We start from the raw sequence: 12377 nt of genomic DNA on the forward strand, positions 1-12377 counted from the left end.
TCAGATCGTCAGGGGTTCGGCGGTGAAGGCGCCCGCGGCGGCGAGGGCGGCGAAGCGGTCCGGGCGGTCGTGCGAGGGCGGGGCGAGGCCGAGGGCGGCGAGCTCGGCGTACAGGGCCTCCCGGGCGGGTGCGGCCGGGCCGGCGATGCCGGTGGCGATCGCGCCGATGCTGGTGGGCTCCTGGCCTTCCTGCCAGGGCAGGGGCTGCGGCCCTGTGGGCGGGTCGGCGGGGGTGACGGGCAGGGTGTGGCTGGGGTCGAGGTCCTGGAAGCCGAGCGCGACGTCGGTCGTCTCGCCGGGGGTCGGGCCGTCCTTCGGTGCGGGCACGGTGACGGTGAGGCCGGTGATGCGGTCGGGCAGGAGGGGGGAGGTCGCAGCGTCCGCGGCGGTGGGCTCGCCCGTGCCCCACAGGGCCTGCGGCACGTTGGCGGTGACCTTGTCGATCGACCAGCCGCGCTGGACGGGGTCGAAGCCCTCGTCGTCGCCGAGCTGCACGGCCAGCTTGTGCTCGGAGGCCAGGCCCGTGGCGGCCATGGGCCGGATGTCGAGGGCCGTTCCCTCGAACTCCTTCGACGTGACGGTGGCCTTGGAGGCGGGCACCGGGGTGGTGGTGGAGAAGGAGAAGCCGTCGGCGGAGACGACCCAGCGGTCGTCGCCGTTCGCCCGGCGGCGGGCGCGGACCTCTTCGTTCTCGGGCAGGATGCCGGTGAGCGGGGTGATGCGCAGCATCTCGTCGCGGGCGGGGAGCTGTTCCTGGAACTCGCTCCAGCTCACTTCCTTCGCCCCGCGGTCCGGGTCGGCGCCGAAGGCCACGTCGAAGGAGATGCACCACAGGTGCACGGTGGCGATGCCGCCGACGGGCGGGCCCCACAGGTCGAGGTCGACGCCGACCTCGCCGCGGACGGTGAACAGCCACAGGTCGACGGCGAAACCGATGCGGACACCGAGGTCGAACCGGAACCAGAAGGGCTTCCACTGGATCAGGGCGTTGAGCTTGGCGGTGAGCCACGCCTCGACGATGCCGGCGTGGAAGGAGACCTCCAGCCGGCCGCCGACCATGAACGCTGAGGGGGTGAGGGCGGTGTAGGCCTCGCCGCGGACGGTGACGCAGTTGGAGATGCCCCAGGTGTACCCGAGCCTGGGCACGTCCGGGTAGTGGCCGGGCCGGTCGAAGCCGGGGGCGTAGCCACCGAGGCAGAAGACGAAGTCGCCCTCGTGCGCCCCGCCGAACCAGGTCCGGTACGCGAGGCCGCCCGTGAGCCGGCACTCGGGGTCGAGGACGTAGGACTCGGGGGTGAGCTCCGCCGCGAGGGCGAGCATGTGGTCCCTGGAGGTGTACAGGGCCTGCATCGCGAGCTGGACGCGGGCGATGGCGGCGCCGGAGTCGCGGCGCACGGGGAAGGAGGCGGTGGCCAGGCCGAGGACGGCGACGGTGAAGTCGTCCCCGAGCTCGACCAGGGCGAGGACCTTGCCGTCGACGAGCCGGAAGACGGAGAAGTCGATGCCGAGCGCGAACCAGATCTGTCCCCGGGCGGGGCTCAGCCACGGCGGGCGGCCGCCGGAGCCGTCCAGGAGGGCGTCCAGGACCTCCAGCGGGGGCCGTTCCGTGCCGGCGCCCAGCTCGGCGACGAAGGGGAAGTACGGTGTCTCGGCCGGGGCCGGCACCCGGACCGAGCTGTTGTAGCCGAAGCCGGCGGCGATGCCGCGCACCTGGAAGGGAGGCGGGCCCAGGCCGTTGCGGCCCGCCAGGACGCCGTAGAGGAACAGCGAGGGGTAGCCGCCCTCGGCACGGGCGTAGGCTCCGAGGACCTTGACGCTCACCACCTTGGCCTCGATGACGGCCATGCCGGCGAACAGCATGTCGTAGGGCTGCTGGGCCTCCTTGACGAGGAACGCGCCGCCGATGCGGACCGGGGGCCGGTCGTAGGCGAGGCCGAGCCCGTCGAGGGTGGCCCGGAAGTCCCAGGCGCCGTCGGCGAGCCGGATCGCGAACCCCAGCCCGGACGCGCTGAGTTCGATGCCGCCCGCGTCGACGGTCGCGTCGATGGTGACCCGGGCGGTGCCGTCGCTGTACGACAGGCCGATCTCGGAGAGGCGGAGGGGGCCGAAGGCGGCGTCCAGGGGGATGCTCGCCTGCGCGGGGATGTCGTCCTCTTCCGCCCGGGCGGCGAGCTCCGCGCGCGGGGGCGGGGTGGGGCCCGGCTGGGGCTTGCGCCGCAGCGGGTACACCAGGCCGTAGTTCTTCTCGGAGAAGGCGGTGGCGGCGGTGACGGCCAGCGATGCCCCGGCGGTCAGGGTACGGGTAGGCAGGCCCAGTTGGACGCCCGCGTCGGCCATCAGGTCGTTGAGGGCCTTGACCTTGCGGACCCTCATCGCCGCGGAGAGGTGGAAGGCCTGGAGTCCGGCGAAGACGAGGTCGTCCTCGACGGGCGCGTGCTCGCCGACCGACGGCAGGTCGGCCAGCCCGGCCTCGAACCTGCCCTGCAACAAGACCATGCGCAGCCGGGGGCCGGCCGAGCCCGTACCGGCCTTCTGCGGGAGGGAAGCGAAGGCGAGTTGCACGTACTCGGTGGCGGCCGAGAGGACGAACGCCCGCTTCCTCTTCTCGTAGGCGAACGCGACCTGCTTGAGCACTGGGACGAGGGCGGGCGGCAGGTCGGCCGGGGCGGTGCCGAGCGCGTGGGCGACGTCGTCCCAGGACAGGCCGTCGTCGGAGGACCAGTCGCCGATGAGAGCACTCCCCTCGTAGGAGGCGGTGAACGTCATCGTCCTGGCGTCGCCGCCAGCGCCGGTGAAGGCGATCACGAGTGCGGCGGAGAACCCCTGGGCTCCGGCGGACAGCTGGAGGTGCGGGGCGAAGGGGTCCTCCTCGCCGGAGTCCTCCTCGGTCGCCGGGAGCGTGAAGTCCAGCATCACCCCGGTGACCAGCTGGGCCGGGTCGACGGTGAACGAGACGACCACGGGGCACGGGCCGTCGGCCACGGTGAAGGAGAGCGTGCCCGCCACGGTCACCTCGCCGCGGTTGGGCACCGCCCCGTTCACGGTGAGGTCCGCCGACGTCAGCCACGTCTCGAACAGCGGGCCGACGCCGGGGATGTCCCCGATGAGGTCCTGCGGCAGTACGAAGTCCCCGCCTTCGTCGGGGAAGAGGTCGAGCAGGTCTTTGAGCGAGAGCGCCATGGGTTCTCCCCGCCGTTGGTGGAGCGGCTTCGACACCGGGCGGAATCATGGCATGCACACAGCGTTACCGGAGCAGGCATAGGCCATGAATCACTGCGGTAACGGGTTTTTCCGGCCATGGGGGAATCCACGTTTTCCCTTGCCATATGCCCTGTGCACACGCGCGGAGCCCAGGGGTGAGCGCAGGCGGAGGGCGGCCGGGCGTCGTCGGCGGACGACGCGATAACGCCGGGCGAGTACGAGCCACCGGCCGATTAGCCATCCCCTGGAACGGGTGAGCGTCCGCGACCGCGCACCGGACCGGCTGCCTGGTCCTCGACGGCGAGGGCGGCCGGGCCGAGGTCACCGGCCAGGTCCTTCGCGAGGCGCGCCCAGTGGTCCAGCAGATACAGGTGGCGTCCCGGGTACAGCCGGACCGGTACCGGGCCGGCCGTGGTGTGAGCTGCCCAGCCGTCGAGTTGATCGGGCCGGAAGAAGAGGTCCGCGTGGCCGCCGGTGACGGTCACCGGACACGTCAGCGGTGGCGCGAGGGTCGGGGTGTGCATCAAGTAGTTGCTGAGTTCCCACTTGGCAACCGCCTCTACCGTGACGCGGCGCTGCCGGGCATCCGCCAAAGCCTCCGACACCAGGGCCGTCACGGCCGGGCGCCGCATGCTGTCCGCGAAGTGGCGCGTGAATGCGCGCGGCGGGACCATCGCGGAAACGGCCAGGAGTACGGGGCCGGGCAGCCGCGCGGCGGCCAGCGCGCAGGCGGTCTCGTAGGCCAGCAGTCCGCCGGTGCAGTGTCCGAAGAAGGCGAACGGCCGGCCCGCCGCGTCACCGGCCACCACTGCGGCCAGGACGCGTGCCAGCCGGGCCACGTCCCGCACCAGCGGTTCCTTGTCCCGGGTGCCGTGACCGGGCAGTTCCAGGGAACGCAACTCGACGGTGGCGGGCAGGAACCGGGCCAGCGGAAGATACAGCTTCGCCCCGGAGCCGACGAAGGGGAAGCAGTACAGCCGCACGTCCGCGTCCGGCCGTCTGCTCCCGGCCGCGAACCACGCTTCGTCCGGCGACGCCGGCCGGCCCGGCGCGCGCCCGCCCGCGGGGAACAAGTCGGTCACGATGGCACTTCTCCTCGGATGCCCTGCCACGGCTGCCCGTGCCGAAACGGCGACCGGCTCATCGGCCGGCGGCCGTCGTCTCCTGTCCGGTGGCGGCGGGCCGGTGAAGGGCCTGAGCCTCGGCACGCTCCGGCGGGCCGGCCTCTCGTGGCGACGGCAGTGCCGGGCCGGTGGGGGCGGCGCTGCCGGCGAGGCCGAGGCGGAGGTGCACGAGCTTGGCGACGTCGGCGAGGGTGCCGTTGGCGCTGCGGAGCAGCTCCATGGGCGGGATCTCGACCTCGAAGCGGTTCTGGAGGGTGACGAGCAGTTCCGCGGCCATGAGCGAGTCCAGGCCGTAGGTGTCGAAGCGCTGGTGCGGGTCGATGCGTCCGGGGTCCATCTGCAGGACTTCGGCGAGCATGCCGGCGAGGTGGCCGGTGAGGTGGTCGAGCGCCGCCTCGGGGGACATCCGGGCCAGCTCGCGGAGCAGTGCCTCTTTGCTCGTCCCGTCGCCGGTACCGCCGGCCGGCACCATGCTGATCAGCCGCGGGGTGTTGACCAGCGCGAACAGGCGGCTCAGGCGGGCCCAGTCGACGCGTGCGACGAGTGCCGTCTCGCAGCCGTTGCCGGCGAGGAGCTCCGCCTGGCCGAACGCTTCGGACGGATGGATCGTGAGCAGCCCGAAGGTCGCCATGGAGGTGGCGAGGTCATTGCGGGCGACGTATCCGCTCTCGCTGATCGCTCCCCAGGCGATGGCGAGGCCGGGCCTGCCGTGCTGCCGGCGGTTGCGGACGAGCCCCTCCAGGTAGAGGTTGGCCGCGGCGTAGGGGGCCTGCTTGACCGTACCGACGTATCCCGTACCGGAGGAGTAGGCGAGGAAAAGGTCGCAGTCCCGGTCACGGGTCAGGGCGTCCAGGACGACGGCTCCGCCGATCTTCGGCGCCATCACCGCGGCCATCCGCCCGGCGTCGAGCGCGAGGAACCCCTCGTCGTCCAGGTGCATCGCCGCGTGGACGACGCCGCGCAGCGGATGACCGCTCGCGTCGATGCCCGCGATCACGTCCGCCATGGCGGCGGGGTTGGTGGTGTCGGCCGCGAAGGCCGTGGCGGTCACCCCGCGTTCGCGCAGACCGGTGAGGGCCGCTGCGGCTTCCGGCGCCTGTGCGCCGCGGCGGCTGACGAGGGCCAGGTGGCGGGCGCCGAGGCCGGCGAGCCACTGCGCGGTCGCCGCGCCGAAGCCACCGGTGCCGCCCGTGATCAGGTAGGTGCCCTCGGCGTCCAGCCGTGGTGGCCGCGGTCGGCGTACCACCAGCGGTGGCTCGTCCAGGGGGTCGAAGGCGACGACGACCTTGCCGATGTGGCGTGAGTGCTGGAGGTGGGTGAAGGCTTCGGCGACGCGGGCCGCGGGAAAGACGGCGTGCGCCAGGGGGCGCCAGACGCTCACCTCCGCGGCGTCGCGCACGTCCCGCAGCAGGGCGTCCATCTGCGCGGGTTCGCCGAGCACCTTGGTGAGGTCCACGCCGAAGAAGGCGATGTTGTTCTTGAACGGGTCGAGCAGCAGGGGCTTGTTCTCGTAGATGTCGCGCTTGCCCAGTTCCAGGAAGCGGCCGCCCGGGCGGAGGAGTTCGAGACTGCGGCTGATGGCCTCGCCGGCGAGGGAGTTGAGGACGACGTCGACGCCGCGGCCTTGTGTGATGTCCCGTACCTGATGGGCGAAGTCGAGGGACCGGGAGTCGAGGACGTGTTCCACGCCGAGGGAGCGCAAGTAGTCCCGTTTCAGTCCGCTGCCGGCGGTGGCGATGACCCGTGCCCCGCGTCCGGAGGCATAGCGGAGGGCGGCCAGTCCCACTCCGCCCGCCGCTCCGTGCACGAGGACGGTCTCTCCGGGCTGGAGCCGTGCCAGTGTGACGAGGCAGTAGTGGACCGTGGTCAGCGCCACCGGCATGGTGGCCGCCTCCGTGTACGTCATGCCGTCGGGCAGGGGCCACACGCCCTTCTCCTGCGCCACGGTGTGGGAGGCCAGCGAGGCGGGGGCCAGCCCGGCGACCCGGTCGCCCGGCCGGAGCCGCGTGACGTCCGGACCGCAGGCCACCACGACACCGGCGCATTCCAGTCCGCAGCCGGACTCCGTCGGCGTTCCCTCGACCGCCTCGCCGGAGAGCAGGCCGGTACTCTGCATGATGTCGCGGTAGTTGAGAGCGGCGGCCCGTACCTCGATCAGCACTTCTCCCGGCCCGGGTTCGGGACGGTCCGTCTCCCGCCAGTCGAGCCGGTAGGACAGGCCGGGGTTGCGCACGTTCAGCCTGTACGTCATTCCCTCGCCCGCGGGCTCGGCGACGGGACGCGGCACCGTCCTGGCCACGAACCGGCCCTGTCGGGTGAGGACGATCTCGTCCTCAGCGGTGGGGTGGAGCAGCTCGCGGGCGAGCCGCCGCCCGTCGGCGTGCGCGTCGTCGCTCCTGTGGAGCGACAGCCGCCGGCAGCCGAGGTCCGGCAGCTCGTTGACCAGGCACCGTCCCAGCCCCCACAGGACGGCGTCGGCGGGGTGGCTGCTGGCGACGCCCTCCGCGATCCCGCAGGGCCGGGTCACGAGCCACAGCTCTGCCCGGATACCGTCCGGCAGTCCGTCGCAGGCGACCGCGCACGTCCGCAGGATCTCCGCCCGCCGCGTGGCGCGGCCGACCACGCCGGAAGCGGACTTCTCGTCCGCTTCGCCGAGGAGCAGCACGACCGCGACAGTGCCCCGGCTCTCCTGGCCGGCAGCCGCTCCCACAAGGCGCCGCCAGTCCTCGGCCGTCGAGACAGCCGGTGCCGGGGCCGCTGCCCGGCCCCCGGCCGCGATGAGGGCGTCGGTCAGCGCAGCGGCCAGGGGTTGCGCTTCGGGGGTCTCGACGGCGGTCAGGAACACGGTGTCCGGCCGGGCTTCCGGGACAACCGGCGGCTCGGCGGTCCTCGCCGCCGGCAGGTCCGCACGGGTACGGGCCAGGAGGACGGACTGGTGGTCCCGGGCGGGGGCCCGGTCGTCCCCGGTCTGGATCACATCCGTGAATCCGCACCTGCGCAGCAGCCCGGGCCATGCGTCGCGGGCCAGCAGCAGCGAGCGGGGGCGCAGGTCGGTGTCGGTCTGCCCGTAGAAGCTGTCGAACATGCCGAACAGGGGTGCCAGGGCCTCCGCGTCGTGGCTCTCGACGGCGAGCAGGCCGCCGTTGGGGGCGAGGAGGGAGGCGACGGTGCGCAGGGCGGCGCTCAGGTCCTTCGCCGTGTGCAGCGCGTTCCCGGCCACCACCAGGTCGAAGGAGTGGAGGGCGAAGCCCTGCTCGACGGGGTCCGCGTCGAGGTCGAAGGTGCGGTAGTCGACGAAGTCGTGGTCCGCGAAGCGCTTCTGGGCCCGGGGGAAGAAGAACGCCGAGGCGTCGGTGAAGCAGTACGAGGTGCGTTCCGCGGGCAGCAGCGGCAGCAGGGCCGCCGTGGTGCCGCCCGTGCCCGCGCCCACCTCCAGCACCCGCAGGGGCCGGTCGGCGGGCCAGGCGCGTACGACCTCCCGCAACAGCGCCTGCGCCAGCCGGTTGTGGAAGCGGCAGAGCGGAGCGGTGTCGTACAACTGCTCAAGCACCCTGACGGTGGCGTCGCGGGCCAGCAGTTCCATCGGATCGCGGCGGCCTCGCAGCACATCGGGGAGCCTGCGGAGCTGCTGGGCGATCAGCGCATGGCCGTGGATGAACGCCGGCGCCGCGGCCGCGGCCCGTGACATCGCCTCGGAAGGATCCACGCCCTTCGGCTTCAGGCGGTACCGGCCGTCCGGCTCGGGCAGGAGAATGCCGCGACGGCACAGGGAGGGCGTCATCAGCTCCACGAACCGGACGTGCCGCTCGTCCAGGCCGTTGCGGACCAGGTCCTGCAGGGTCCAGGCACCGGTGCCGGGGGCCAGGCCGGCGAGTGCGTCACCGAAGGCGTCGACGTAGTCGTCGGTGATGAGCGGCACGGTGTCCTCGTAGCGCACGGCCCGCCACTGGGCGCGCAGCTGCCCGATGCTCGCGGCGCAGGCCGCCGCGATGTGCCCGGGGTCGGGCATCGGCGCGGCGGTGACCGGCTCGTCGTCCCGGGGTGCGGCGCGCAGTGCCGTGTGGTGGGCCACCAGCTCGGGGCGCTGGACGGCGGCGAAGCGGCGCATGCGACAGCCGTCGAGGCGGACGGTCACCGAGCCGTCGGGGTCCGCGACGGTGATGTCCCAGCACACTTCGTCGTCGGTACGCGAGCGTTCCGTCACCCGGACGGTTCCGGTGGGCGCGGGCGTGTCCCATACCCTGGCGGCCGCGATCAGCGCGGGCAGGTAGGCCTCGCCCTCGGCCAGCCGGTCGGCGAGCAGGGGCACACCGGCCTGCAGGGCGCCGTCGAGGAGGGCGGGATGTACGGTGCAGGTCCCGGCCGGCGGGTCGTAGGAGTAGTGGGCCAGGACTTCGCCGTCGCCCACGTGCAGCTCGGTCAGGACCTGGAAGGCCGGGCCGTACCCGAGCCCTGCGGCCGCACAGCGGTTGTAGTGCTCCTCGGCCGTGAGCCGCTGCCGGCATCGTTCGTACACCGGGGCCGGGTCGGTCGTGGCCGGGCGGGGTGCGACGAGGCGCCGGACCCGGGCCCGGGCGTGCGTGCGGGGTTCGCCGGTCTTGTCGTCACTGCTGGAGACGAGCAGGATGCCGTCGTCCGGATCGAGCGACACGTGGAGCTGGACGGCGGAGGCGGTCGCCCAGGGCACGACCAGGGCGGCGGTGATCTCCAGGTGCTCCATCTCGGCGGTCTCGCCGAGTGCGCTCCGTCCGGCGGCGAGGGCCATCTCCACGTAGCCCGCGGCGGGCATGACGACGCTTCCTGCCACCCGGTGGTCGGCGAGCCAGGGCACCAGGACCGGCTCGACGGCGCCCCTCCACGAAGGCGTGGGCGCGGGGATCCGGGCACCCAGCAGGGGGTGCTCGTAGGGGCCGTCCGGGGTCCACGCCTCCTTGCCCAGGCCCCAGTGGCGCTCCCGCTGCCAGGGGTAGGCCGGCAGCTGGGCGACCCGGCCCGGTACGGGGAAGTACCGCTGCCATGCGGTCGCCGCTCCGGCGGCGATCAGCCGGGCACGGGCCGCGGCCAGGTCGCGCGTCCCCTCCGCGTCCCGGTGCAGGGTCGCCAGCACGGCCGTCGCCGTGTACGGGCGGGTGGCCGCGACGCGCCGCAGGTAGGTGCGGAGTACGGGGTGGGGGCCGATCTCCAGGAAGATGTCGGCGCCGTCCTCCATGGCCTCCTCGGCGGCGGCGGCGAACGCGACGGGCTCCCGGACGTTGCGCCACCAGTAGTCCGCGGTCAGATCGCAGCCGGCGGTGCGCGATCCGGTGACGGTGGAGTAGAAGGGGACCGAGGCGGGTCCGGGCTCCAGGTCCTTGAGCGCGGCGGTGAGCGGAGCGCGCTGGGGGTCCATGGCGCGGCTGTGGAAGGCGTAGTCCAGGCCGAGATCCCGGAAGAACACGCCGCGTCCGCCCAGTTCCTTCCCGAGCTCGTCCAGGGCGGTGGCGTCCCCGGCGACGGTGACGTCCTTCTCGCTGTTGACGCCCGCCACCTCCAGCCGGCCCGCGTAGGGCTCCAGGGCCCGGGCGGCCTGTTCCGGGCCCAGTCCCACGGCCGCCATCCGGCCGGCGCCGGCCGTGGCCGCCTGCACCCGGCTCCGCTCGAAGAGCACCTCCGCCGCCTGGGCGAGCGTCAGCGCTCCGCAGGTGTGAGCCGCGGCCACCTCTCCGACGCTGTGGCCGAGGACCATGGCCGGCTCCACGCCCTGGGCACGCAGCGCCGCGACGAGACCCACTTGCACGGCGAACAGCAACGGCTGGGCCACCTCGGTGGCCCCCAGCCGCCACTCCCCCGCCGGCCGGGCGAGCACGTCCGCCACCGACCAGCCCAGCCGCGGTGCGAGCTCGGCGTCCACGGCCGCCACGGCGGCGCGGAACACGTCGTCGCGGGCGAGGAGGTCCGCGCCCATGCCCGCCCACTGCGAGGCGTTGCCGGCGAATACGAACGCCACCCGGCCGTGCCGCACCGCCTGAACCGCGGCACCGGACGGGTCGTCGGCGGCGGCCCGGAGCCGGTCGGCGGCTTCGGAGGCGGTGGCGGCGAGGACGGCCACGCGGTGTTCGTGCTTTCCCCGGCGCAGGCAGGAGGTGTAGGCGATGTCGTAGAAGTCGTCAGGGCCCGCCGTGGCCAGGCGGTCGGCCGTACGGGAGACCGCCTCGCGCAGTGCTTGCGTGGTGCGCCCCGACACCACGACGGGCAGTTCCCGCGGCGGATCCGTGGGGCGGGCCGCGGCCGGCTGCTCCGGGGCGGCGGCGACGATGGCGTGGGCGTTGGCGCCGCCGAACCCGAAGGAGTTGACGCCGACGACCGTACGCCCGGACCCGGCCAGGGGGCGGTTCTCCGTGACGAGGTCGATGCCCAGGCCGGTGAAGTCGATCACGGGACTCGGCACTTCGGCGTGGAGCGAGGCGGGAATCGTGCGGTGCCGCAGGACGAGCAGCGCCTTGCACAGGCCGGCCATGCCGGAGGCCGGCTCCAGGTGACCGACGTTCGTCTTGACGGAACCGATCGGCAAGGGGCCCGTGATGCGCCGGATGCCCAGGGCCCGGCCGATCGCCTGAGCCTCGGCCGGGTCGCCCACGGCGGTGCCCGTGCCGTGGCCCTCGAAGTAGACCAGTTCGTCGGGGTGCACGCCGAACTCCGCGTACGCCTGCCGCAGCAGGCTCTCCTGGGCCTCGGCGCTGGGCAGGGCCAGTCCCATCGTGCGTCCGTCGCAGTTGCTGGCGGTGCCGAGGATGACGCCGTGCACCCGGTCGCCGTCGGCGAGGGCGTCGCACAGCGGTTTCAGCAGGACCATCCCGCCGCCCTCGGCGCGTACGAAACCGTCGGCGTCGGCGGAGAAGGAGGCGCACGCGCCCCGCTGCGAGAGCATCGCAGCCTGCGAGAAACCGACGTAGTGGCAGGGGGTGACCAGGATGTTGACGCCGCCGCACAACGCGGTACGGCTGGTGCCGTCCCACAGGGTGCGGCAGGCGCGGTCCAGGGCGACGAGCGAGGAGGAGCAGGCGGTGTCGACCACCATGCTGGGGCCCCGCAGGTCGAACGCGTGGGAGAGCCGGTTGGCGGCGATGGAGGAGGCGGCACCCGCGATCGTGTAGGGCCCGATATTGCTCGGCAGGTGCAGCTGCAGGGCGCCGTAGGACATGTCGGAGATGCCGACGTAGACGGCCGTGCCGGTGCCCGCGAGGACCGCCGGGTCGACGCCCGCGTCGTCCAGCGCCTCGGCGGCCAGCTCGAGGAGCAGCCGGTGCTGGGGGTCCATGTGTGCCGCTTCCTTCGGCGAGATGCCGAAGTACGCGGCGTCGAAGCCCTCGACATCCGTCAGGAATCCACCCGCAGCCGTATAGCTCTTGCCGGTACGCGGCATGCCGGCGTCCACGAAGCGGTCGGCATCGAACCGGTCGGCAGGCATGTCCGTCACGAGGTCACGCCCCTCGCGCAGGGCGCTCCACAGGCCGTCCATGTCGGCGATGCCGCCGGGCAGTCTGCAGGACACGCCCACGACGGCGATGGCTCGTTTGTCGTGGAGGGGTGGCTCCGATGTCACGGATCAGGCCTTTCTTGCAAGGAATTCCTGCTCGGTCGGCTGGCAGCCGGCACCGGTGGTGCAGCCCAGAGCCACATGGTGGACGCATCGAGTGGCCAAAATGCCGGGAAATAGCGCTAACTTTATTGATTCACCCTAAATAGGCGTTCAAGGGTTTAATGTTCCCTATGACACGTAAGGGTGGTTGACGCGTCCGGCAAGGCTTCTTCATGCCGCCTGCTCCAGCCTGCTTCAGCCGGCGCCCCGTGGCGCTCCTGCCGGCCCTCAGCAGGACTTTCGGCCAAGACGGCCCTGACGGGCGGGGCAACGCAGGGCCTTGCCGCCGGACTCGCTGCCGGGCTCGCCGGCCGGCATGGCGGCCGGCCGGAGTGTCAGCAGCGGCCTAGCATGACGTGCCGCCGCGCCCTGGAACCTCCGCGTCCGGCCCTCCGGCCCCGCTGGCCCCTCCGCCTCCTCTGCCCCCTCCGACC

Annotated in this window: 3 protein-coding genes; all 3 read right to left on the reverse strand. The window is 73.1% G+C overall.

Going from position 1 to position 12377, the window contains the following annotated elements; translation table 11 throughout:
- The 3 genes from ACSNOH_RS02540 to ACSNOH_RS02550 all read right to left on the reverse strand — a co-directional run bounded on the left by ACSNOH_RS02540 (window position 1) and on the right by ACSNOH_RS02550 (window position 11907).
- Window positions 1–3180 (reverse strand): DUF6603 domain-containing protein, encoded by a 3180-nt coding sequence (locus ACSNOH_RS02540; protein ID WP_436719492.1) that lies wholly within the window; start codon window positions 3178–3180, stop codon window positions 1–3.
- A 254-nt stretch (window positions 3181–3434) separates the two neighbouring features.
- Window positions 3435–4283 (reverse strand): thioesterase II family protein, encoded by an 849-nt coding sequence (locus ACSNOH_RS02545; protein ID WP_436719493.1) that lies wholly within the window; start codon window positions 4281–4283, stop codon window positions 3435–3437.
- 58 nt (window positions 4284–4341) lie between these two features.
- Entirely contained in the window at window positions 4342–11907 is a 7566-nt protein-coding gene (locus tag ACSNOH_RS02550; protein ID WP_436719494.1) for an SDR family NAD(P)-dependent oxidoreductase, read from the reverse strand.
- Between the last annotated feature and the right edge of the window lie 470 nt (window positions 11908–12377).

Origin of the sequence: Streptomyces sp. URMC 127, assembly GCF_051386535.1 — a bacterium.
Lineage (GTDB): Bacteria > Actinomycetota > Actinomycetes > Streptomycetales > Streptomycetaceae > Streptomyces.